Origin of the sequence: Comamonas sp. MYb396, assembly GCF_037479555.1 — a bacterium.
In the GTDB taxonomy this organism is placed as follows: Bacteria; Pseudomonadota; Gammaproteobacteria; order Burkholderiales; family Burkholderiaceae_C; genus Comamonas.
This window is the reverse complement of the sequence record NZ_JBBGYU010000002.1, coordinates 140,709-162,171: the sequence shown is the minus strand read 5'-3', so window position 1 is coordinate 162,171 and position 21,463 is coordinate 140,709. Positions and strand designations below refer to the sequence as shown.

The following is a 21,463-nucleotide window of genomic DNA, read 5'->3' as shown; positions in this document are numbered from 1 at the left end:
TGTGCGCAGGCTGGCGCACTCCGCACCAACTACCGCTTTAGAGCATCACATTTGAATTGGTGATTTTTTTGACCGGCCGGATGGCGCTGTTGTCCGGCTGGATGGATGCGGCCGTGTCACCGCTGTCCCAGTGCGGGTCGTCGATGCTGTCAAAGGCCTGGCGCAGCTTGTCGCCCCAGGTGTTGCGCACCATGCGGAAGTACTGGTTGAACTCATCGATGCAGGCGATGTTGTCGCAGGCGAGCTGGTCGGTTTCGTACACCACCAGGTCCAGCGGCAGGCCCACCGACAGGTTGGATTTTAGCGTGCTGTCCATGGAGACCAGCGCGCATTTGGCCGCTTCATTGAGGGGGGTCTTGGGCGTCAGCACGCGGTCGAGCACAGGCTTTCCATACTTGGCCTCGCCAATCTGGAAGTAGGGCGTCTCTGCCGTGGCCTCGATAAAGTTGCCGGCCGAGTACACCTGAAAGAGGCGCGGGCTCTCGCCAGCGATCTGGCCGCCAAACACCAGGCTGCAGTTGAAGTCCACGCCGGCGCGCTCGAGCGCCTTGCCATCGCGCTCCTGGATATGGCGCACGGCAGCTCCCAGCACGCGGGTGGCATCGAACATGCTCTTGGCGTTCCAGATGGTGATGGGCGGGCCACCGTTCTCGTCTTCGAGCTGCTGGGTCTGCAAAATCTCGCGCACCGATTGCGAGATCGACAGATTGCCGGCAGACAGCAGCACCATGAAGCGCTCGCCGCGCTTCTCATACACCATCATCTTGCGGAAGGTGCTGATATGGTCGAGGCCCGCATTGGTGCGGGAGTCGGAGAGGAACACCAGGCCGGCGTTCAGCTTGATGGCTACACAATAGGTCATGACTTGTCAGCGAGTCGCTTGAGTGAATACAGTAGATCGAGGGCGTCGCGCGGTGTCAACGTATCGGGTTGCAGCTCGCGCAATTGCGCCTCGACGGCGCTGGGAGTGGGGGTCTCGGCCGAGGCCGGCTGGGCAAACAGGTCCACCTGGGAGTCGCCCGCCTGCTGGCGCGCTTCCAGCGCGGCCAGTGCATGGCGGGCATGGCTGAGCACGGGCGCGGGCATGCCCGCGAGCTTGGCCACCTGCACGCCATAGCTGCGGCTGGCCGGGCCCGGTTGCAGTTCATGCAAAAACACAATGTCGCTGCCCGCCTCGGTCGCGGCCACATGCATGTTGATCGCATGCTTGGCCTTGGCCGGCAGCTCGGTCAGCTCAAAGTAATGGGTGGCGAACAAGGCCAGGGCCTTGGTCTTGTCATGCAGCTGGGTGGCAATGCCGCTGGCCAGTGCCAGGCCGTCAAAGGTGCTGGTGCCCCGGCCGATCTCGTCCATCAGCACCAGGCTGTTGGGCGTGGCGCTGTGCAGGATCTGCGCGGCCTCGGTCATCTCCAGCATGAAGGTGGACTGGGCATTGGCCAGGTCATCGGCCGCGCCGATGCGGGTATGGATCGCGTCAATGGGCCCGAGCAGGCAGCGCGTGGCGGGCACATAGCTGCCCATGCTGGCCAGCAGCGCAATCAGTGCCACCTGGCGCATATAGGTCGATTTACCGCCCATATTGGGTCCGGTGATGATCTGCAGGCGCTGCAGGCTCGACAGCCGCGTGTTGTTGGCGATGAAGGACGCGTTGGAGGTCTCGGCCAGGCGCGCTTCCACGACCGGGTGGCGGCCGGCATCGATGTCGATGCAGGGCTCGGGCACAAACTGCGGCGCGCACCAGTTCAGGGTCAATGAGCGCTCGGCGAGCGCGCACAGCGCATCCAGCGATGCAATCGCCTGGCCCACGCGGGTGAGGGCGCTGACATGCGGCTGCAGCTGGTCGAGCACCTGCTCGTACAGCCATTTCTCGCGCTGCAGCGCGCGTTCCTGGGCCGACAGCGCCTTGTCCTCAAAGGTCTTGAGCTCGGGCGTGATAAAGCGCTCGGCGTTCTTCAAGGTCTGGCGGCGGCGGTAGTCGTCGGGCACCTTGTCCTTGTGGCTGCTGGTGACCTCGATATAGAAGCCATGCACCTTGTTGAACTGCACGCGCAGGTTGCTGATGCCGGTGCGCGCCTTTTCGCGCGTCTCCAGGTCCAGCAAAAAGGCATCGCAATTGGTCTGGATCGCGCGCAGCTCGTCCAGCTCGGTATCAAAACCGTTCGCAATCACGCCGCCGTCGCGCACCAGCGCGGCCGGCTCGGGGTCGATGGAGCGGATCAGCAGCTCCATCGCCTCCAGGGGTGGCTGCAGCGCTTCAAAAATCTCGCCCAGCAAGGGCGCAGGTGCGGCGGCATTGCGCGCCAGCTGCTGCGCCTTTTGCAAGGTCAAACCCAGCGCGACGAGCTCACGCGGGCGCACCTGGCGCAGGGCGATGCGGGCGGTGATGCGCTCCACATCGGAGACGCCCTTGAGCTCGGTGCGCAGAATCTGCCAGGGCGCGGCCGACAGCGTATCGCTGTCGCCGCGCAGCACGGCGATGGCGCCCAGGCGCGCGCGCGCATCGCTGCGGTCGCGGCTGGGTTCGAGCAACCAGCTCTTGAGCAAGCGGCTGCCCATGCCCGTCTGGCAAGTATCGATCAGTGAGAACAAGGTCGGGCCGTCCTCGCCGCGCAAGGTCCTGACCAGCTCCAGATTGCGCCGCGTGGTCGCCGGCAGGTCGATCAGCGCATCGTCGCGCACCACATGGATGCTCTGCACATGGGGCAGGTTGCGGCCCTGGGTGTGCTCGGCATAGGTGAGCAGCGCGCCAGCGGCCGCATGGGCGGCATACAGGGTCTGTGCATTCCAGGCCTGCAGGCTGGCCGCGCCCAGTTGTTCCAGCAGCTTGCGCTCGCCCAGCTTTTCATCAAACTGCCAGTCGGGGCGCAGCGCCAGCGGGCAGGTCAGCACACCGCTGCTGCGCAGCTGGTAGAGCGATTGCTCAAAGCGCTGCGAGGCACCGGCGCTGTAGGCCACTTCGCTGGGCGCAATGCGCGCTATCCAGGCGGGCAGCTCTTCATGCGTGCACTCGGCCAGAAAAATCTTGCCCTGGGTGACGCTGAGCCAGGCCAGGCCGCAGCGGGCGCGCTGGGCCTGGTGCACCACCAGCAGCATGGCCTCGGCCTTGTCGCTCATCAGCTCGCTGTCGGTCACCGTGCCGGGCGTGACCACGCGCACCACCTTGCGCTCGACGGGGCCCTTGCTGGCCCCCACTTCGCCGACCTGCTCGCAAATCGCCACCGATTCGCCCAGCTTGAGCAAACGGCCCAGGTAGTTCTCCAGCGCATGGAAGGGCACACCCGCCATCGGAATCGGCTGGCCGGCCGACTGGCCGCGCTGGGTCAAGGTGATATTGAGCAGCTGCGCGGCCTTCTCGGCATCGCCATAGAACAGCTCGTAAAAATCCCCCATGCGGTAGAACAGCAAGGTGTTGGGGTGGTCAACTTTGGCAGCATGGTACTGCTGCATCATTGGGGTATGCGATGAAAAATCAGCGTCTTTAAGTGCTTGATTTCCCATGTCTTGTGATCTCATCTATTTGTTTTGATTGGACTAAATCCAATCTTTGCCGTCTTCAATGAAAGGGTTTGCATCCGGTCTGCGAGGGTCTGCACTGGGTAGAATGGCGTAGGAAAAATGCACTTCCTAAAACCTTCCTACGCCACGGCTGCTGGAGCTTGAAAATTCCTACGCCTGGCTGCCAATAGCCAATGGTACGCCATGACATTTGATGCACGCGCAGCGAAGCTGCTGAAACCGGGTGAGCATATTACCGTAACCGATGCGCCGGGATTGCGCTTGACTGCGGGTAAAACGCGCCGATCTTGGATCTACAGATTCAAGTCCCCGCAGACCGGCTTGATGAAGCAGGTCGCAGTGGGCCAGTGGCCAGCCATGTCGTATGCAGCAGCTGTAGCGGCCTGGGAGGTATTACGGGATCAGCGTGGGGAGGGGCAAGCCGTTGTTTCGCCCGTCAAGGTCAAGGCGAAAGCGGCGCGGCCGCAGGCTCCCGGGCGAGGCGATACCGTGGCCGACATTGTGCAGATGTACATAACCGAGCATGTGGAAAAGCGCCGCAAGCCCAAGGGCCAAGAGGAAATGAAGCGGCTGTTCAGGAATCACGTAACACCAAAGTTTGGGGCTATGCGTGTGGCCGAGGTGAAGCGAGCGGATGCCTATGACTTGATCAGTGTGCTTGAGGAAACCCCAGTGCAGGCACGTATGCTGAAGCAGGAGCTGGGGGCAGCCTGGGATCTCGCTATCGAGTCTGGGCGGTTGCCGGAAGAGACGCCTAATCACTGGCGTCAGATCTTCAAGGGCAGGCTGCGCAGCAAGGGGAAGGTGCGGCAGGGTAAGCAAGTCACGGCCAAGCGTGTTCTGAGCGACGAAGAAGTAGGCAAATTACTCCGGTGGATGCCAAACTTCTCGCGGCAAGTGGCTGACGTGCTGCAGCTCTATTTATGGACGGCCATGCGCGGCTCCGAGATCTGCGCGCTGCGTGGGGAATGGGTGGTCGAGGAGGCAGATGGGTGGTGGGTGACGGTGCCAGTCGAGATGATCAAGATCGAGGGGCATGATGCCGCATACGATCATCGCGTGCCGCTGATCGGTCGGGCGCTAGAGATTGTGCTGCGCCGCAAGGATGAGAAGGGCGACGGATGGCTTTTCCCAAGAGTTCGTAAAGCGGAGCGCCATTTGCCCATGCCTCAAAAGTCGATTGCAACCCAAGTTTGGACTAAGCAGCCCTACGCCAATCATCCTAGTGAGCTGCACAGGGCCAAGCTTCCTGTGACTGAATGGGCGCCTCATGATCTGCGCAGGACAACGCGGACCCAGCTTTCGAAACTGGGTTGCCCACGCGATGTGGCTGAGGCGGTAATCGGACACATGCCTTCGGGCATCGTTGGGGTGTATGACCGGCACTCCTACGACAAGGAGCGCCGGGAGTGGCTTGCCGTCATCAGTGCTCACTATGAGGCTCTGGCTGCGAGCGCGGCCCCCTAGCGCGATTTTTGTGGGCAGTGTTGGGTGGCGGCAGCATGTCCGCTTGGGGGCGCGCTGCTGCCCAGCTGGCCAGTTCGGAGACGAGCCAGCCGACGCGACGGGCTGAAATTTCCCGGGCCTTGGGGAAAGTCTTGTCCTGCTTGAGCAGGTCATCAAAGGTGTCCTTGCCAATGGCGAGGAACTCCGCTGCATCTTGACGACGCAGCAGGGCGGGTGCTGTTGCGATCATTTATCAGTTCTCCAAAAAATCACCCCGCTCATTGGCGGGGCTCGGGTTCGTCTTGATCGCGGAGGGGTGCTCGTTTGTCACCCCATTTGCGGGTGCGTTTGGTGGTCATAATTCACTTGCAAGTGGTTGAATTAATTTGGATGTCGGAATTACGATATCCGCTTCTTCATGCTGGCGTGCCAACTCCCATCGCTCAGGAACACGTTGAAGTCCATGATGTCATCGGAATTCTCAGCGACTCGGCACCGCACCTTGACTGGCGTTCCCGTAGGGATGCTTGCCGGCTCTCGGAACAAATTAGCACCGTCATCCCAGAACCCGCCAAACATCGCCTGTATGGAAAGCGATAGCACGTTCTTCTTCATGTGCTTCCTTCCTGCTTTGGGGCTGCGGGCTGCAAAAGCTGGCGAACGATCTGCTCGCACTCACGGGCGACATGCTTGTCCAGGCCAACATGGCGCATCAGATTGAGCGCAATGGCATCTTGGCGTAGCTTTGCCACGCTTTGTGCCGCGCTGTCTGCAATCAGCTTGAGCCGGCCAGCGATTGGCGACTGCTCATTGACTTCACCACGCAGTGCCCAGTCGATGTCCAGCCCGATGCGGTTGCACTTCTCCTGTATGGCGGCCAGTTCCGTCTGGGCTTGGCGCCGAGATTCGTGGGCCTGCTGCAACTCGGCCTGCATGTATCGCTCTGCCTGAATCCATCCAGCCAGTGCTCCTGGGTCTTCAAGTGGTCCAATTTCATCATCTTCATGCAGTTTGTGAAGCCAAGCATGGTATGCCTCACGGCTTGGGTCAGGGGTTGTCATTGGGTCTCCTCATGTTTGACCAACTCAACGCCCACTACCATTGCGAATAGCCATTTCTCGATGTCCTCGCCATCTGGCTGGCATTGCAGTGTTTCTTCTCCAGATGGGTTGGTCAGGATAATGGTTGGGTTCGCGCCCTGCTGTTCGTAAATATTGTCGGCAAGCTCCGCGACTGCAGCCTTCATCACTTCGAAACCGCGCATATTCCCTCCCATATCGCATTCCAAGGTGCCCACGCAGTCCCAGCTTTGCAGCGTGACTCGGTATGTGTGGCGTGACCATCGGATGTTGGGGTCGTAGTTTTCAATCATTGGTGGCTCCCTGCGTTACTTCATGTGCTTCAATTGCTGATTGGTGGGCTAGCAGTAGCACCGGTTCCGCCCCATCCTCGCAGTAGGACTCCGCTTCGGCGCGGTCGCTTGGCGGCCAGAACATCGGGCCTCGCGAGGTTATCACCATCCATCCGACTTCAATCATTGGCGGCTCCTTTCGTGCGCATCCCGGCCATAAGGGTGAGGGAGGGCCGAGAGCATGGCATTTAGCATCCGCTGCGGTAGTCCCTCAACACCGTTGGCCCGGTGCAGAACCTTCACGGCGGCTTCGTGCATTGCTTCTGTCACTACCATGACGGGCGCAGCCTGCCGCGCTGATAGCTGGGCCTCCAGGAAGGCGATGCGCCCAAGGATGGCCTCAAGGTCAGAGGTCAGGAGCAGTGCTTCTGCCTCGTCTCCCACATCGAATCCGTGTATGTGATCGCGAGATAGCCCTCTAGAGGCGCGTCGACGGTCGATGTATTTGCGCACACGCAGCGCTTCGGGCTGTGCTTCTGTCTTGTCGGTCATGGTGCTTCCTTGGGGGCGGGCTCGGCCAGCCGTTCAAAGTAAAAGGTCACCGGCGAGCTGGTGAGCTGCACGAGGCCGTAGCGCACGGCGCGGCGGAATGTGCTCACATCGCGCTGCAGCACATCGTTGCTCCGCTGGATGATGTCGCGCCAACTTTCCAGGCTCATGGAATGCTTGTCGATGTTGCAGGGCGGGCATGCTGGGTTCATGTTCTCCAGCGTGTCGCGGTGGGGGTAGTCGGGCCCTCGGGGGACCTTCAACCAGTCGTTACGCACAATCGGTTCAATGTGATCGGCGTGCCAGCGCTCGCCCAGCGGCTGCCCGCAGTACGCGCACCGGCCGCCGAACTTTTCCCGGAGAGCGGCGCGCTTTGCTTTGTTCAGGGCCATCTCAATCCTCCTCCTTGGCCTGGGCTGCCTTGAACCCGCTGTAGTTGAATAGCGGAACCCACTTGTATGGACCGCAGGTAACTTGGGTCGCGGGCCATGAGGCTGCATCTCCGATCTGTCGAAACCAGAACTTGATACTCACCTTCAATTTGTGCCAGAACGGCTTTGCGTGCCACTCAGGGCCGGCAGTGCGAATGACGAATATCAAGTGGCCGGTTGCATACATTGCCAACCAGGTCAACGGGTAGATGATCCGGACCGCTAGGTAAAGAATGCCAACTATGGCAAGCGCATAAAGTGAAATGGTCCAGATCATTGGTTGCTGTCCTTATGTGGTTGACCCCGCCGCCGGCAGCGCTGTTCAAGCTCCTGCTGCCACTGGGCGAGGTTGGTAGATCGGTCCCGGTAGATCCGGCAAGATGGGTCGTGGGTGTTGATGCACACCACATTGGAGAGGTCCAGGTCGCGGGCCCGAGCCTCGCACTGCTCCAGCGGCATGGCGTCGCCAGCGGCACCGATCAGCCCTCTGGAGATGAACACGAGCAGCCAGATGTCAGGCATTGGGCTGGCCCTCCCGCTGTTGGGCGCGCTGGGCGGCTGGATCCAATTGCTCGGAAACCCACTTGCGCATATGCTGCCAGCGGCCGCCGCCGGGGTCGCTGTGATAGACCCGGCGCCACGGGTGGCGCTCGTCGCGGTAGGGGCGCAGCGGGCCGCAAATCTCCACTTGCTGATAGTCATAGGGCGTGTAGTGCTCGTCGTTCAGGTAAACGATTTCGCGCACCATCGCCTCCGACAGCCCGAAAGCCTTGGCCACGGCTGTCCAGTCCTCGGGATCAATCTGCGACATATCCATGCCGCGCGATTGGCCCAGGACGCCCAGCGTGCAGAATTCGCCGTCTGCGGTCACCAGCGAATGCGCTGCGAGCGCCTTCACCGGCATGGCGTCCATGGCCTCGGCCAGAGCCTGCAGGGCAGCTTGGCCGCGTTTGCCGCGAAGCGCGCTGCGCACAGCGCCGCGCCAAAGGTTGATGCCTTCGCCTTCATCGTTGTATCCGCTGCGGCTCATCGTGCACCTCCTGGCGCAAACTTGCCGCCAAACTCTTCGCCCAGGGAGTCGAACCACTTCAGCGCCTTGTACAGCGCTTCCTCGGGCGACAGCGTGGCCAGCGTGATCGCGTGATTGACGCGGCCGTGGTAGACGCGCCAGACGCCTTCCGCTTGCTGGGTGACGCGCACATCGCCGAAGCGCGTGGGCGTCACCACGGTGATGGCGGCCGGGCGCGCTGGGCGTGGCCATGCGCGGTGCGATGTGAAGTCGTGGAAGCGCAGCGACAGGCGGCTGTACAGCGTCAGCACCATGAACGGGTGGGCCAGCAGGTCGTGGATGGCGGCCCATACCCACAGCTCGCGCTCGTTTGCGCATCCTTTGCGTGGATCGGTTTTCATAGGTCGCGGCCCTCCTGGGCTGCAGCCATGGCGGCGTCGATGGCGGAATCGAGTTGTTTATGGCTTGGGCAAATCGCTCCGAGAACCACATGGCTTTTGGGGTTCATCACTACACACATGCTTCCCTCATCCCAAAACTGTGTTCGAAGCCACCGATACCTGACCGCATCTCGCTGAATAGTCTGTGCCGGGATTTCCCAAGGCTCATGACCATGAAGCAGCCTTTTCGCAACTGGTGCCGCATCCAGCGCATCAGCGGGCTGGGCCTGGGGTGCTGTGTAGAGGGCGGCCATGTCGCGCTCCTGATATGCAGTTGTTCCAGCGCCATAGCGCTTCACAATTTCGATACACGCCCGGATGGCGTCATTGCGCCAATGCACAACCGTCGGATGATGCGGCCCGACGATTGAGTCGAGCACTTTCAAAATGCGCCCGGGGTAATCCTCAAGCGGCACATCTTGATTGTCAGCAGCGGCAAGGTCTGCATAGACTGCCTGCGAAAACTGCTCGCGCCACCCGACAGATGTCACCACCGGCTCGGCCAGCACCTCTGCCGGGTCACCTGCCGATGAATCCTCGGTAGCTGGAGGTTTTGGGGTGGCGTTGAGACCTGCCGGTTGGCTAGGCGCTGGCGTCCAGTGCGTGTGATAGCCTGGCCAATCAGAGTCGCAAGGCATGCCAATGAAGGGGGCTTCGCCTGCCCAGCTATGACCGCACCATGCCCACCATGCAACTGCGCCATCATCCTCATGCCACTCAGCAAGCGACCGGGCGATCAATGGCGCAGCCACTGCTGCGGGCGCTGCCTGGGCTTCCACTGTCTGGGGAGCGCGGGCGTTCCACTGCGCCACCAGCAGAGGAACTGGATCGTCGCCGCATGCGTAGCGTAGGTTGGTACTGGCGCCGCAGGATTTGCACTCCACGAAGTAGCCACCACTGTTGTCGGCAGTGCTCTCGTTTTGCACTGCAGCTGACGCGCCACAGAACGGGCAGGGCAGGAGGGGAGCGGAAAAGTTGTTTTCATTGGGCATGGGATGCTCCAGAAATGGAAATGCCCGCTCAGGGCGGGCTAGGAATCTATGGGATGCAGCTCATTGCTGCTTCGATGAAGACTTGCGCGGCTTTCGCATTGATGGCATTTCCGTAGGCGCGCAGGCGTCCCACTCGGGCGGCAGCCCCATGAGCCAGCGGGAATGTGCCGGGTTCAACTGGCCGCCACTTTCCATCCCGGCACAGGAGCCAATCAGCAGCTCGCCAGAGGCCGTTAACCGGGCCGGGTTCGGAATGTTCTTGACGACTTCCATCGCCCTCCGGTAGTCCCCGCTGATCTGCCCGTGGGACGCTGGCAATGTCCCGCCGACCAAAGGTGTTGGCCAACCTGCCAGATTGGCTGCATGGTTCAGCGTTATGTTCTTGGTCGTTGCCTCGATCGCGGGATAGCGCAGCCCGTCTGTGCTGGTCGCTGTTGGCCAGCCCGCCAACAGCGCGGCTTGCTTCAAAGCTAGCCCGCCCTCTCGTCCCGGGGGAATCTTGTCGCCCGTCCCGTCGTTCGCTCGAGGGGTAGGCCAGCCAGTAGGTTCGGTCGCGGATGTGCGGCGCACCGACGCCCGCAGACGGGAACGCAACCGCCCCGAAGGCATAACCCAGGGCTTCCATGTCAGTGTGTACAAGGTCGAGCCAAGGGTCTGCATCCTTGCTTGCAACCTGCTCTCCATAGATTGCTGCAGGGCGGCACTCGCTGATGAGATGGTGGAAGTCTGGCCACAAGTGCCGCTCGTCATCAAACGCAGAGCCTTGGCCTGCCTGGCTGAAAGGTTGGCACGGACAGGAACCAGTCCAAACAGATCGGTCATCTGGCCAGCCTGCGGCGCGCAAGGCATAGGACCAAACACCAACGCCTGCGAAGAAGTGGCACTGGGTGTAGGGCTTGAGGTCGTCGGGGTGAACATCTTCAATGCTCCTTTCGTCAACATCACCCGGGGCGATGTGGCCCGCAGCGATGAGATTGCGCAGCGTCTGCGCCGCAAACTTGTCAATCTCGTTGTAGTAGGCAGCCATGAGGTGAAATAGAAGAGCCCGCCTCGATTGCTCAGGGCGGGCTGTGAATAGGGGCCCACTGGGGGCGGTGACCGGTTAGCGCTTGGCTTGTCCCCGGTAGGTGAGGCCCGCTCCCGTGTACTGGCCCTGCACCGAAGCAGCGCAGATGGGCGCATAGTCGGGTGGGATGCAGATGTGGCGCTGGACCTTAACCGTCGCCGGGGTGATGATCTCGGCAGATTCTGGGAGCTTGACGCCGGCCTGCTTAAGTGTGACCTGCAGTTGTTGGTGAGGCCCAGGCTGCTTCGGGGCCTTTGAGGCTTTGACCGCCTTTGGTGGCTTTGGGGCCTCCCCCTTGGGTATCTGCGACATCCGTTTTGCGGCAGTGCTCTTGGCAATGCCCAGCTCCGCCGCAGCAACGCGGACCGAAATCCCACTGGCGCGAAGCTCTCGCAATCTTTGCTCCATCTCAGGGGTGATTACCAATCTGTTTTGGGCCATAAGAAAAACCGCCTCTTGGGCGGTCCTGGGTTAGATCACTGAATACAGACGGAGGCTGCGGCGCATAGGGTCGATGAATGGGATGCTGTCATCTTCCATGTCATCGAATCCACCGCCGCCCTGTCGTGGCGCTGGAGCTAGTCGCGGAGCCGGTGCAGCGCGCTGGCTGCCTTGGCTATCGCCGCCAGATTGCTTGCCGCCTTGCAGGGCAACGTCATTGACGCGAATGTCGTAGTACTTCTTTCCCTCGTACTCGCGCTCAGTCACATTCCCGGTCACTGTGACGCTATTGCCTTTGGTGAGGTACTGCGCGAGTTTCTCGCCGCGCTCACCCCACAGTTGGCAGTTCCACCAGATGGTGCCCTTGTCGCGTCCTTGGTCGTCTGCCACGCTGAACGATGCGACAGACTTGCCTCCGCTGGTGTGGCGGATTTCGGCATCTTTGCCGATTCGGCCTGCGATTGTGATTACGTTCATTTCGTCCTTTCGTCCCTCCGGCCTTCCTGGAGGGTGTTGGTTATGCCGCGTTCTTGTAGTTGCGGATCAGGTCGACTGTTCGATGCACCTCTTGGGAAAAGTCCTCAATGGCGCGCTGAAGCTTCTCAATGAACGCTTCATCCCTTGGGATGCGTCGAACAATCAACCGTGCGTTCTCAGGGAAGTCGGGGTGGTAGCTGACAAAGTCCCACCATTGGCGGCCTGTGACCCACATGCATCCCTGAATCTGGGCTGTGTAGGCTGAGGGCTCGCGTGTCAGCTCTAGGTACTCGGCGTGGGTTTTCGCCTTCGGGCACTTGATTTCCACCCCACCGTCCGCGTCAATCAGGCCATCAGGGGAGACGCCAGCGGATAGGGTGTCGTGCAGGCAGAATCCCACTTCCTCCACGAAATTGCCTGTCAGGGCTTCATACTCGGCTCGGGCAATGGGCTCCCGCTCAGTGCCGATCTCCATGTCCTGGCTGGTGTACGTCTCGGCGGCCTTTCCTGAGATGATTTCTAAGGCCAACTGGGTGGCGTAGGCCTTTCTGGTCAGGCCCTTGCCCCCCGCCAGGACATCAGCGAATCGGCTGCCAGTGGCCTTGCCAAGCCGGGCCGCATACCAATCGTCAGTTCTCTGCGCTGCTTCGCATATCTTCATTCTTTGCCTCCACATCGGTAATCTGCGCGTCAGCGGTCGCTGCAACGTTTTTCAGCGTGATGTGATGCCCGGCAAGCAACTGGCGGTCGGTGGCGGACAGAGATTTCCAGAAGTGCTTGTAGACCTCAGTCCCTTTCTTCGCTGCTGCGTCTGCTTTCTCCAGCAAAGCGGGCGGCGCCTCTGCCGCAGGGGCCGGAGCTGGAGTGGCCAAGGTGGCGAGTCCTTCACCGCCCTCTGTGTTCAGGTGGTGGATGGCCTGATCCAGGCGCTCAGATTTGGGCCAGTACTTGTAGGCACGCTTGACGACCGTCTTCTTGGCCATCTCGCCATAGTCCGTGTCCCAGGGCGAAGTCTTGCCAGCCTTGACTGACTCGGAGCGATTTTTGATGGCGTCAATGTCGGCCTTGCTCATGCAGGTCGTGAGGTAGTCACCGGTATGCGTCTTGACCACCACATAGGCGCCGGCGACCTCGCCGCGATCCTGAGAGAACGGGTTGTAGGAGTGAGTAGGGGGCTTGTCGAATCCGTTCAGCGCGAAGGCGTCACCAGCACAAACCAGCTCGGCCTGAGCCCACATGATGGATCCGGAATCAATCGCAAGATCAATGAGGCCCATGTAGCTGATGTCTAGGCAGACTTTCCCTTTTCTGGGGACAAGGTAAGCCTGCTTCTTCGCTGGGTTCAGGCTGATGCCGATGGCGGCGATGTTCGTTACCGCGTTGACCACTGATTGGCGGTCACCTGCTGCTAGCTTGGCAATGTAGTCGCCAGATGTCAGGATCTGGATGGCAAAGCCTGCCTCGCGCTCAAAGTTGAGCGAGTGGTCGGCCAGCGCCCCCTGGAAGCTGGATTCAGCCCCATAGACGTAGTTGGTGATGGCTTGGATGGCGCTCATAGTGCGTCCTTAAACAATCGCGCCCGCACGAACAGCGGCCGCAAAAAAAGAAAGCGCCGTTATGGCGCTCCAGAGGAATGCGTGATGCAGAAGGTTCACTGCTTGTGGTCTTTCCTGAGTTGAATTGATTGCAGCCGACGGAATTTATCAAACGTCTTGCTCACATCGGTTGCAACGGCCGGCACGTAGCGGCTGGGCTTCTGGCCTTGCTCGGGGCACAGTGCTCGGGTTGGCATGGTCAGCATGGAGGTGGTGGTCATAGCTGCAAAACCCTCACTTTCATTGGACTGCCGTCGTCTTGGGACAAAACAAAATCCCAAGCCTTCCACACGTCGGCAAGGTCTTGCTCGTGGATCGTCCCGTTGATCGAGATGGAGTAGCGCTTCATTTGGCCTCCTTGGCTTGCTGGATTGCGGCAGCGGATTCAACGACCACTCGCCTGGCGGCAGCGGCCCTGTCGCCCGCTAACGGGTGCATGACGTAGTTCTCCATGTCCTCAATGCAGCACCAGACATGCTCATTGCCAAACTCGATATCCAAGCCCAGCTGTGCAACGAGGCGGAATGCGTCGCCGTCGAGGTTCAATGGGTCCCAAGGCTCATAGTTGGCAAGGTGCCCGCGGAACAGCTCAACACGCTCTGGGTAATCCCGGCCATGCTCCCAGGTGATTTCGATTCCAGCCGCCTTGGCAGCCAGTTCAAGAAGTTCGCGGTCTGTCATCTCACACCTCCTTGTGTTTGGCGAGAGCGGCACCGCAGCTGTTCATTTCCTCCAAGGTCATGTTGAGAGAATCGAAACGGCAGAGCATCAAGGCCTTACGCAGTTCCCGATACCCCTCCAACAGCTCCTGAGGGCTCAGGCCGCACTCGTGGTGCACGGTTCCGGCTTCGGCGATGAGGGTGGCATCTGGCAACTCGGCGCCCGCCTGTTCGCGTGTCGAGATGCGCGCAATTACCTGGTCAGCGTCATTCCAGATTTGCATTAGCTCTGACCCTGGCAGCGTAACGACGCGCCACTTAGTTGCACTCGTCATCTTCAACCCCCTCGATCTCGTTGCAAAGGCGCAGCAGGCGATCACCTGAGCAGCACCGAATGCGGTTAAGCGTTTCTCCGCCGTCGCGGGCTTCTTCAAGCAACTGGGCCAGTTGGTCGCGCACCTTGAAGAACTTGTCGACCAGCTCCATGTGCACGGCCATGGAAACGGGTGGATCGTCGTAGTCCGGCTCCATCGCATCCCAAGCGGCCAGCCCGCGAGCTAGGCGCCTCATGTTGGACAAGTCACTCATGGTTGCTCCAATAAAAAACCGCCCGAAGGCGGCAAATCCAGCGTGGTAGTGCTGGAGTGTGTTTGTGAATAGATTGGCCAGGGTTGGCTACATCTATGAATAGGGGATGGTGGCCGGTGCTGATTTCCGGCTTGACTGGACTCAAACCAGCCTACGTTTAACGATTCGAGGTTGCCCTCTACCAGCCGTCATTTCGGCAGCATCAAGCGGGTCTGACCGTTCTGCCGTCTCCAGCAGACTAGGCTTTCGCCTCCGATCCCTGAACTACATCAGAGGTTTTTTCCCGTACGTGAGCGCATCAGCCTGCGCATTCACCATCAAGAAAAAGAGCGGATCACGCAACTCGCGTACCGCCTGCAAGCAGGTCGTGGCGGAGGTCTGTCGGATGACCCTATTCCGCGTTCCGTTACAGTTTTTCTGTACCGCGCTCTTTCTTGATGGCCCTCTTTCGAGGAGTACCCAACGCATCAAATCATCTGATCTGATGCTCTTGGGGTGCTTATGAGGTTGCCTTGGCGATGGCAGCGCGAGCCTCTGCAACACAACTTTTTATGCCTGGATTTGTGCTTGGGCATTCCAAGTCAAATCTGTCTGATACGTCATCGACCAGCGCCTTGAGCGCCTCAAGCAAATCAGGGGCGGCCGAAATAAGGTTCAAGTTGGCTCGCTGCACTTCGCACACGGCAAGACTCCAGTCAATGCTTGCCACAGCGACAACTCCCCAGTTCATCGCAGTGATGTGAACGTCTTGACGGTGTGCCCAATCTCGCTGAGACACGTAAAACCAAGGCCCGGGCGTGTGCTTCGCTTCCATCTTCATCCTTCCGCGCCTGTGCGCATAAATTGAAAACGCCCTGAGTAGGGCGCTTGGGGGTTATGACTTGCGTGCTTTGGCACGGCGGCGCTTGAGTGATGCCCGGTGAGCGGCTTTGTGTGCGCCCTTGGCTCGGCGATTTGCGGGGCCACTGGAACTCGTAGATCCGGCACCTCCCAGTGGTTGCAATGGGCCTCCTTCGTTCATTTGGTGGCTTATAGAGGCAGAACCGCCGGCCGTCACTCCGACCATTGCCGCAGCAGCCAAAAGCATGGAGAGTCTTGCGCTTGATCGCATCGTTGTCCTTTCGTAAAAAACGAAACCCTCCGATGGGAGGGCTTTGTTTTTCCCTCTGATGTCGCCCAGAGGGGAGCGCCGATTGCTCGGTGGACTTTTCTGCTCTTGGAAATTCCAGTTTTCCTCGGTCTGCCGACCGCTCCGTGTACCCGCTTTGGGGACTGGAGACGCTGCACTGCGCGCCGATTGCTCGGCTATTGCTGCTATATGGTCTGATGTGATTGGGAGAGGCGGGCAGGGCTTGATACCTGCTGAGCGACTTCGGAGACTCTTGGCTATGCCACCCGGGATGGGCCCACTCTTCCGTCCGCCTTCATATGGGCCAGTTGCGCGTGTCCTTCCACGCCGCCGCCTCTCCAAATCACACCAGGAGAGCGATGTGATGAGCGGGCCAGGTTCGACACTGACTGCCCGCATGCTGGGCTGCACTTCGCCACACAGATCAAGGCCACATGCCAGCCCAAATCGCCCTATAGCCGCTGTACTAGTAATCGTCTATAGAACTCAATGGGGTTGTTCACTGCGCTTTGCTGCACACACGTCCTTCCGTGCTGCCGCCCATCACATCGCTCTCTGTTGTTAAAGAAGGGGAGTTAGCTCGATCACTTCACACCCATCGCCTGGTGCAACTAGCTGCGCTCCACTGGAGCTAGACCTTCCTCTTGCATCGAGTCGGTCGCGTTCGTTGCTGCGATGGGTGTATTGAACCATAGTTCAAAAGTGATGTCAACTATAGTTCAATGCGAAGGTGAACTCCTCTTCGGCGAGGCAACAAAAAACCGCCCGCAGGCGGTTGATGGATGGGGGTGCAACTAGAAGCGGGGGGAGGGCCAGCGACCAGGCAAAAGAAAAGCCACCCGGAGGTGGCTTGTCATGAGTGCTGCTGTTTTTAGTGAGCAGCGCACTTCGCAGACCGTTCACAACGTGCGAACAGTGTGTCCAGATGAGCATGCAGGTTGCTCAACTCATACAGGGCTTCATCCAGTAGAGCGATCACATCCTGTTCGCTCTTTGGCTCCGTCATAGCGTAGAGGTCAAATTGCAGAAAGTTTTTCATAGTTCTCTCCAGGGCGTCAAAAGGGTGCTTGGTTGTTCAAGCGGTTCATTGCGAGTTCGTATCCATCAACATCTTTAGAGTTGAGGGCTAAATTCACTGCTTCAATATTGAGAATTGCTTGTTTGGCGTTTAGCAAAATTCTCGTGCAGTCAACATCTGTGGGGCCGCTTACCAAAGCATCAAGGATCACTTCCAAGATGCGTAGGCTTTTCAACATGTCTTCAATAGTTGGCGAGACATTTTCTTGAATGTTAGAAAAGCCAAAATGGTGGTGCGCCTGAAGCAATCGGTCAGTTACGCGGAGGATCTCTCCCCACACTTTTTCCACCTTCAAAGTTGCTTCATCAACTTGAGCATCTGCAAAACCTGCGACCTTGGCGTTCACGGCATCCCCACAAAATTTTTATAAAGCCAGATATGTTAGCAGAAGAAGTTGCAGTCTGTCAATAGCGCAATTTTCTTGGATCTTCTGGCTTCTGTTGATTCAACAATACGAGCTATTGCCTGTAGCGTCAATAAGAATTTGACAGAAGACCGATAGTCGTCTACGTAGGACTACGTTGTCATACGGAGGTCACTACGACACTCCTCAACAGTGCCCTATGAAGCGTTGCACAGCAACATCACTCAGCAGAAGTCACTTTGCAATCGATTGCACGACAGCTCGCCCGCGCTCTGCGCCCATAGAGACGTGTTGCGGGCGATGACTTGGCTTGGACTCTGTCTCCTCTAGTTGAGAGCAGCGTTCGCTTTGTCGTCAGCAAACTTCCATATGGCTCGGAGAGTCTGTGCTCGTGGGAGGCCGGTAGAGATGCCCCAAAAGTCTGACTTTTGAGTCCTCAATCCGTACTTGGGCACTAGGTACGCTGTCCCCGTGTACTCAATAGGCAAGCCTCCAGGGTAGGCGGTGGAGTTGCTCGATCGCGCATACCAGCTGATGTCACGTTGCCAAAACAGTTGCGCGTCCTTGTGAGCGTCAATAGATTCCTGCAGTTGGGCCGCAATTCGCTTGTCATCATCAGATTGAGCGGATGCTTTGTAGTTGCCAAGTGCCTTCACAGTCGACTCTAGCTGTGTCGAGTAGGAATTGTAGGAGGTCCCAGCATTGAGAATCGACTTCAAGTCTGTGAACGCGCGCACGACTTCGGCCTTCGCTCCGCTGGCTGGCGAACGTTCGGATGGCTGAATCGCCTTGAAGCATTCAAGTCGCTTGGCTGACTCCGCAATGTTGTTGCATGCCTCTAGAAGGATAGCGTTATTGGCTGGTGGCGGCGGAGAAGAGGCTGCCGTCGCAACAGGCGCTGCTGTTTCCTCAGTGGGCTTCTCATTTCTCCGCTCAGCTTCGCGATCTGCCTCAACCTGAGCCATTATCTTGTACTGCTCTTCTTGAGACATTGTCCGTGTCACTGTGGTGTATGGCTGAGCACACCCAGCGATCGACAACACAACGGCCCCCAGCGCCGCAACTCTCTTCATCTTCTGGCTCACTTATTCAACGTCTGCGAACTTGTCTTTGCATGCACTCGGTTGTAGGTTCTTGTACATGAATCCTTCGCCAAGCTCTTGTTGGTCGTCTATATAGGCTTGCACTGGGTTGTAGAAGAAGCCTTTGTATCCGGTGTACCCGCCGTAAGAATTCTTCGCATTCACTTCACCGCAGAGGGCAGGCAGGCCCTTGTTGGCTAGGTACAGGTCCCTGAACTTCACAGAGTCCGGATCTTTGAACTTATCTGCGATCACTCGCTTGGCCTTCTTCACGAATTCCTTGCTGTCGCCGGCTGAGACTTTGTCCAATTCGTGATGCTCCTTTGCAGCCTTTTCCTTGGCTGCCCGCAACTCTTCTTTTGACATCACCCCTCTCGAGTGCTTGACCTCCTCAAGCTCCTTGGATTCGACTCCGACCGAGCAGACCAGCGGATACTTCTTCATGACAGTGAAAGCGACATTGATTCGGCCCTGGGTCGTGAAGGACTTGTCACCATCGTCGGTAGGGTTCTCCATCAGCTCGTAGGATTTTTTGCAGATGGCGGCCGCCTCATCAAAGGTCATCGCAGACGCATTGATTGAGAGTAACGCCAGGACTGCTGACACAGCATACTTATTCATAAACGTTTTCAAAACTAAAGTTTGTTGCCATTCCACGCCCAAAGAACGCGGCCTCTCACATCCAACTCCTCACTCCCGTCTAAAAGATCAGAAGTTTTGATGCCAGGGTTGTCGCTGCTGATCTCGAATTTTCCATCCCAGCGCTGCCTCACACGCTTAATGAATAGGCGGTCATGGGCGCAGAGCACGTATACCCCGTCGATGTCAACCAATCGAATGCCGGTGTCTACCAGGAGGATGTCTCCATCATTGAAGGTGCCCTTCATTGAGTCGCCATAACCATGGATAAAGCGGAGCGCTTTAATGTGCGAGGGCTTGATACGCTGAGCTACCCACTCCTGGGACAGTTGGAGGTCGCCAGTAAGAACGTCAGTTTCAAGCAGTTCAGAGCCCGGCCCCATTGAAGCGCTGTTAGCTAAGACTGGCACGATTACTGTGGGGAAGCCAGGCTTGGGAGCGGGTGATAGGGCGCTTTCTTGTGCGCCGGACATTGCCCTTGACATAGATCCTTCCCCCAATGCGAGCCAATCGGACGAGACGTTCAGCAACTGAGCAGCTCGGGCGCTGTTTTCAGCAGTTAGCGCCTTTGTGTTCCCGTCCACAACCTTCTTGATCGCCTGATAGGACAAGCCCAGGCGCTCCGCTAAGTCGGCGGTTTTCATCTCAGCAGCCTGCATCGCCTTAACTAGGCGGTCTTTGTAATCAACCATGGTTGAAATGATGTCGCATTCAGCCTGAACTATGGTTGCTTTAATTGATGAACTATGGTTCAATGTAGGCATGTCTATACGCAAGTCAGAAGCAATCCAAGTTCTTGGCGGAACGGTCAGCGCCGTAGCTGATGCCATGTGCATCACCTACCAGGCGGTTGATAAGTGGCCGGATGTTTTGAGCAACAAGGTCAGCGATCGTGTTCTGGCTGCGTGGGCTCGTAAGCACATCAAGAACATCCCCGCGCCCTTCCGGCGCCCCCAATCCCCCAAGCGCAAGGAGGTGGCCCATGGCTGACCCACAACTGAAATCTGTTGAGATGCTTTCGCCCAGCCGTAAGTACACCCTTGGCGAAATTGACGCCGTCAAAAAGGCCTGGGTCGAGCGCGTAGCGCACTCTACGGGGAGTGTCCTCCTGTACTTGAAACGCGTCGACCAAGGGCTTTCCGAGATCGACGAGTTCTTCCGTCGGCCTGTGGTTACGTCCCGTTCTGGTCCTGGTGCTGAATGCCAGCCTCTGCCAACTCCAGGCCTCGGTACGCCTGAATAAACGCCTCGGCGATTGTTTGCTTCAAGGTTCTTCCGTCTTCCGGCGCCATGTTGTTGATGATCGCCGCCGCAAGTATTGCTGCCGGATTGATTAGTTCTTCTCTCATGTCTGCCCTCCTTGAGGCTCTGGTTACTGGATGTGTCGCAACTACCAGCATAGCTCAAGGCAGGGCAGGCACCTCTCTCTAGAAATTTTGTAGTCGTCGTTTTCATGTTCTCAGTATCAGAAAACGTCTCCCCCTCAACAACATCCATCAAGTAGGCAAACGGATATGACACCACAAGACGCACTCCGCCAAATGGCCAAGGCATACCCGGGCGGCTATGAGAGCCTGGCCCCCCGTGTTGGCAAGACTGCCGAAGTTCTGCGCAAGGAGCTGTCCGGCGATGTGAAGTTCAAGCTTGGCCTGTCCACTGCCACGCTGATCTCCGAGCTGTGCATTGAGGCCAACGCGCCTCACTGTCACGACTTCGTGAATGCGATTGCTGCTGATGGCGGCGGTTTCGTTCGCTTGCCTGTTATTGAGTCGTCCGATAACGCCTGCGTCCATCGCTCGATCTCCAGCGTTACGCAAGAGCTGTCGCATGTGGTCATGGCCACGATGGATGGCGATGCAGATGGCGTGATCTCGGACAACGACCTGGCGCGCATCCATAAGGAGGCTGCTGAAGCTCTGGCGGCGGTGCAGCAGCTGATTCAAGCAGTCGAAGCAAAGAACAAGGCAGGTAAGAAATGAACGCCTTCACAGCGCTCCGTCGCCCCTCAATCGCTTGTCGACTCAAAGCACCCCGAATCCACAAGCAGGTAGACAGAAACCCGCCACCGACAGGCTTCTATGTCGAGAGCGGCAAGCAAGCAGAAGCATCCCGGGTCAAACACCAAAAACTCTTGAAAGGCGGAATCTAAATGAACTTCATCAAGCAAATCTGGCAAGCACTGTTTGGCGAGAAGCGCAACGGTCAAGTTCCCCCATCGCGTCCTCCTGCATACCCGCCCAAACAGCGCACCAAGCTCAACCTGTCCGACTTCGTGATCGTGAAACTGCGTGTCATGGGCCCGGCCTCTGCCGCGCAACTGGCTGACTGCATGGCTGCCAACCGTCGCTCGGTGGCCAATGTGCTGGGCGAGTTGAAGGCAGAGGGCAAGGTCAAGCCAGTAGGTAAGACCGGCCAGTCCGGCAACGAGATCGTCTGGGAGTTGGCATGACAGCCGACACAAAAGAAAAACGCCTGCGGCTTTTGGCGAAGCGAGCAGGCGATTTATCTGTAGCGGCTTATCACGGCGGCAACCGGGACAAAGCCATTTGGTTTAACGAAAAACGTAAGCGCATTTTATGGCTGATTTATCGGCCTAGCAAGGGGTAAGACA

Annotated in this window: 35 protein-coding genes; 5 read left to right on the top strand and 30 right to left on the bottom strand. The window is 58.6% G+C overall.

Going from position 1 to position 21,463, the window contains the following annotated elements:
- Positions 1-37: 37 nt before the first annotated feature.
- Positions 38-862: a proteasome-type protease gene (locus tag WH265_RS04900; RefSeq protein ID WP_116924966.1), complete on the bottom strand. Its 825-nt coding sequence runs from the start codon at positions 860-862 to the stop codon at positions 38-40.
- Positions 859-3,450, bottom strand: coding sequence for a DNA mismatch repair protein MutS (gene mutS / locus WH265_RS04895; protein ID WP_339557535.1), 2,592 nt, complete (start codon positions 3,448-3,450; stop codon positions 859-861). The genes WH265_RS04900 and mutS overlap by 4 nt, the downstream gene beginning before the upstream one ends.
- Positions 3,451-3,699: 249 nt before the next feature.
- On the opposite strand from mutS, the gene WH265_RS04890 reads away from it, so the two are divergent.
- On the top strand, positions 3,700-4,983 hold the full coding sequence (locus tag WH265_RS04890; RefSeq protein ID WP_339557534.1) for a tyrosine-type recombinase/integrase: 1,284 nt from the start codon (positions 3,700-3,702) through the stop codon (positions 4,981-4,983).
- Here WH265_RS04890 and WH265_RS04885 read toward each other — a convergent pair.
- From WH265_RS04885 to WH265_RS04755, 27 genes are all read right to left on the bottom strand, one after another.
- Positions 4,940-5,212, bottom strand: coding sequence for a helix-turn-helix transcriptional regulator (locus tag WH265_RS04885; RefSeq protein ID WP_239808917.1), 273 nt, complete (start codon positions 5,210-5,212; stop codon positions 4,940-4,942). The genes WH265_RS04890 and WH265_RS04885 overlap by 44 nt on opposite strands.
- Before the next feature lie 149 nt (positions 5,213-5,361).
- Positions 5,362-5,577 (bottom strand): hypothetical protein, encoded by a 216-nt coding sequence (locus WH265_RS04880; RefSeq protein WP_339557532.1) that lies wholly within the window; start codon positions 5,575-5,577, stop codon positions 5,362-5,364.
- The gene (locus WH265_RS04875) at positions 5,574-6,023 is read right to left on the bottom strand and encodes a hypothetical protein (protein WP_339557531.1); all 450 of its coding nucleotides are present in this window, start codon (positions 6,021-6,023) and stop codon (positions 5,574-5,576) included. The genes WH265_RS04880 and WH265_RS04875 overlap by 4 nt, the downstream gene beginning before the upstream one ends.
- Positions 6,020-6,334, bottom strand: a complete 315-nt coding sequence (locus WH265_RS04870; RefSeq protein ID WP_339557529.1) for a DUF5406 family protein — start codon at positions 6,332-6,334, stop codon at positions 6,020-6,022. Before WH265_RS04870 ends, WH265_RS04875 begins: the two co-directional genes overlap by 4 nt.
- A gap of 162 nt (positions 6,335-6,496) precedes the next feature.
- Positions 6,497-6,865: a hypothetical protein gene (locus WH265_RS04865; protein WP_339557528.1), complete on the bottom strand. Its 369-nt coding sequence runs from the start codon at positions 6,863-6,865 to the stop codon at positions 6,497-6,499.
- Complete coding sequence (locus WH265_RS04860; RefSeq protein WP_339557526.1) at positions 6,862-7,254, bottom strand: HNH endonuclease; 393 nt, start codon at positions 7,252-7,254, stop codon at positions 6,862-6,864. Before WH265_RS04860 ends, WH265_RS04865 begins: the two co-directional genes overlap by 4 nt.
- Before the next feature lies 1 nt (position 7,255).
- Entirely contained in the window at positions 7,256-7,570 is a 315-nt protein-coding gene (locus tag WH265_RS04855; protein ID WP_339557525.1) for a hypothetical protein, read from the bottom strand.
- The gene (locus WH265_RS04850; protein ID WP_339557524.1) at positions 7,567-7,815 is read right to left on the bottom strand and encodes a hypothetical protein; all 249 of its coding nucleotides are present in this window, start codon (positions 7,813-7,815) and stop codon (positions 7,567-7,569) included. Before WH265_RS04850 ends, WH265_RS04855 begins: the two co-directional genes overlap by 4 nt.
- Positions 7,808-8,323 carry a hypothetical protein gene (locus WH265_RS04845; protein ID WP_339557523.1) on the bottom strand — a complete coding sequence of 172 codons (516 nt, stop codon included), beginning with the start codon at positions 8,321-8,323 and terminating at the stop codon, positions 7,808-7,810. Before WH265_RS04845 ends, WH265_RS04850 begins: the two co-directional genes overlap by 8 nt.
- Positions 8,320-8,703 carry a hypothetical protein gene (locus WH265_RS04840; RefSeq protein WP_339557522.1) on the bottom strand — a complete coding sequence of 128 codons (384 nt, stop codon included), beginning with the start codon at positions 8,701-8,703 and terminating at the stop codon, positions 8,320-8,322. Before WH265_RS04840 ends, WH265_RS04845 begins: the two co-directional genes overlap by 4 nt.
- Positions 8,700-9,734 (bottom strand): Lar family restriction alleviation protein, encoded by a 1,035-nt coding sequence (locus tag WH265_RS04835; RefSeq protein WP_339557521.1) that lies wholly within the window; start codon positions 9,732-9,734, stop codon positions 8,700-8,702. The genes WH265_RS04840 and WH265_RS04835 overlap by 4 nt, the downstream gene beginning before the upstream one ends.
- A gap of 46 nt (positions 9,735-9,780) precedes the next feature.
- Positions 9,781-10,761, bottom strand: coding sequence for a DNA cytosine methyltransferase (locus WH265_RS04830; RefSeq protein WP_339557520.1), 981 nt, complete (start codon positions 10,759-10,761; stop codon positions 9,781-9,783).
- Positions 10,762-10,836: 75 nt separating this feature from the next.
- The gene (locus WH265_RS04825) at positions 10,837-11,241 is read right to left on the bottom strand and encodes a hypothetical protein (protein WP_339557519.1); all 405 of its coding nucleotides are present in this window, start codon (positions 11,239-11,241) and stop codon (positions 10,837-10,839) included.
- 30 nt (positions 11,242-11,271) lie between these two features.
- Positions 11,272-11,718 (bottom strand): single-stranded DNA-binding protein, encoded by a 447-nt coding sequence (locus WH265_RS04820; protein WP_339557518.1) that lies wholly within the window; start codon positions 11,716-11,718, stop codon positions 11,272-11,274.
- 40 nt (positions 11,719-11,758) lie between these two features.
- Positions 11,759-12,379 carry a lambda exonuclease family protein gene (locus WH265_RS04815; protein WP_339557517.1) on the bottom strand — a complete coding sequence of 207 codons (621 nt, stop codon included), beginning with the start codon at positions 12,377-12,379 and terminating at the stop codon, positions 11,759-11,761.
- Positions 12,348-13,274, bottom strand: coding sequence for a recombinase RecT (locus WH265_RS04810; protein ID WP_339557516.1), 927 nt, complete (start codon positions 13,272-13,274; stop codon positions 12,348-12,350). The genes WH265_RS04815 and WH265_RS04810 overlap by 32 nt, the downstream gene beginning before the upstream one ends.
- Positions 13,275-13,369: 95 nt before the next feature.
- A complete protein-coding gene (locus tag WH265_RS04805) occupies positions 13,370-13,534 on the bottom strand; it encodes a hypothetical protein (protein WP_339557514.1) in 165 nt (54 codons plus the stop codon).
- On the bottom strand, positions 13,531-13,662 hold the full coding sequence (locus WH265_RS04800; RefSeq protein ID WP_339557513.1) for a hypothetical protein: 132 nt from the start codon (positions 13,660-13,662) through the stop codon (positions 13,531-13,533). The genes WH265_RS04805 and WH265_RS04800 overlap by 4 nt, the downstream gene beginning before the upstream one ends.
- The gene (locus WH265_RS04795) at positions 13,659-13,994 is read right to left on the bottom strand and encodes a hypothetical protein (protein WP_339557511.1); all 336 of its coding nucleotides are present in this window, start codon (positions 13,992-13,994) and stop codon (positions 13,659-13,661) included. Before WH265_RS04795 ends, WH265_RS04800 begins: the two co-directional genes overlap by 4 nt.
- A gap of 1 nt (position 13,995) precedes the next feature.
- Positions 13,996-14,256 carry a hypothetical protein gene (locus WH265_RS04790; protein ID WP_339557510.1) on the bottom strand — a complete coding sequence of 87 codons (261 nt, stop codon included), beginning with the start codon at positions 14,254-14,256 and terminating at the stop codon, positions 13,996-13,998.
- A gap of 34 nt (positions 14,257-14,290) precedes the next feature.
- A complete protein-coding gene (locus tag WH265_RS04785; RefSeq protein ID WP_339557509.1) occupies positions 14,291-14,560 on the bottom strand; it encodes a hypothetical protein in 270 nt (89 codons plus the stop codon).
- Positions 14,561-15,059: 499 nt separating this feature from the next.
- Positions 15,060-15,374, bottom strand: coding sequence for a hypothetical protein (locus WH265_RS04780; protein ID WP_339557508.1), 315 nt, complete (start codon positions 15,372-15,374; stop codon positions 15,060-15,062).
- A gap of 1,186 nt (positions 15,375-16,560) precedes the next feature.
- Positions 16,561-16,728, bottom strand: coding sequence for a hypothetical protein (locus WH265_RS04775; RefSeq protein ID WP_339557507.1), 168 nt, complete (start codon positions 16,726-16,728; stop codon positions 16,561-16,563).
- 16 nt (positions 16,729-16,744) lie between these two features.
- On the bottom strand, positions 16,745-17,113 hold the full coding sequence (locus WH265_RS04770) for a hypothetical protein (protein WP_339557506.1): 369 nt from the start codon (positions 17,111-17,113) through the stop codon (positions 16,745-16,747).
- Positions 17,114-17,457: 344 nt separating this feature from the next.
- Positions 17,458-18,123, bottom strand: a complete 666-nt coding sequence (locus tag WH265_RS04765; protein ID WP_339557505.1) for a hypothetical protein — start codon at positions 18,121-18,123, stop codon at positions 17,458-17,460.
- A 93-nt stretch (positions 18,124-18,216) separates the two neighbouring features.
- Positions 18,217-18,834, bottom strand: a complete 618-nt coding sequence (locus WH265_RS04760; RefSeq protein WP_339557503.1) for a hypothetical protein — start codon at positions 18,832-18,834, stop codon at positions 18,217-18,219.
- 14 nt (positions 18,835-18,848) lie between these two features.
- Positions 18,849-19,616: a LexA family transcriptional regulator gene (locus tag WH265_RS04755; protein ID WP_339557502.1), complete on the bottom strand. Its 768-nt coding sequence runs from the start codon at positions 19,614-19,616 to the stop codon at positions 18,849-18,851.
- Here WH265_RS04755 and WH265_RS04750 point away from each other — a divergent pair.
- Positions 19,615-19,842 (top strand): hypothetical protein, encoded by a 228-nt coding sequence (locus tag WH265_RS04750; protein ID WP_339557501.1) that lies wholly within the window; start codon positions 19,615-19,617, stop codon positions 19,840-19,842. The two genes, WH265_RS04755 and WH265_RS04750, sit on opposite strands and share 2 nt — an antisense overlap.
- A gap of 182 nt (positions 19,843-20,024) precedes the next feature.
- Here WH265_RS04750 and WH265_RS04745 read toward each other — a convergent pair whose 3' ends face one another.
- Entirely contained in the window at positions 20,025-20,201 is a 177-nt protein-coding gene (locus WH265_RS04745) for a hypothetical protein (protein ID WP_339557500.1), read from the bottom strand.
- 165 nt (positions 20,202-20,366) lie between these two features.
- Here WH265_RS04745 and WH265_RS04740 point away from each other — a divergent pair, with 165 nt between their 5' ends.
- The 3 genes from WH265_RS04740 to WH265_RS04730 all read left to right on the top strand — a co-directional run bounded on the left by WH265_RS04740 (position 20,367) and on the right by WH265_RS04730 (position 21,459).
- Positions 20,367-20,831: a phage regulatory CII family protein gene (locus tag WH265_RS04740; RefSeq protein ID WP_339557499.1), complete on the top strand. Its 465-nt coding sequence runs from the start codon at positions 20,367-20,369 to the stop codon at positions 20,829-20,831.
- Between the two features lie 170 nt (positions 20,832-21,001).
- Positions 21,002-21,301, top strand: a complete 300-nt coding sequence (locus tag WH265_RS04735; RefSeq protein ID WP_339557498.1) for a hypothetical protein — start codon at positions 21,002-21,004, stop codon at positions 21,299-21,301.
- Positions 21,298-21,459, top strand: coding sequence for a hypothetical protein (locus tag WH265_RS04730; protein ID WP_339557497.1), 162 nt, complete (start codon positions 21,298-21,300; stop codon positions 21,457-21,459). The genes WH265_RS04735 and WH265_RS04730 overlap by 4 nt, the downstream gene beginning before the upstream one ends.
- Positions 21,460-21,463 lie beyond the last annotated feature (4 nt).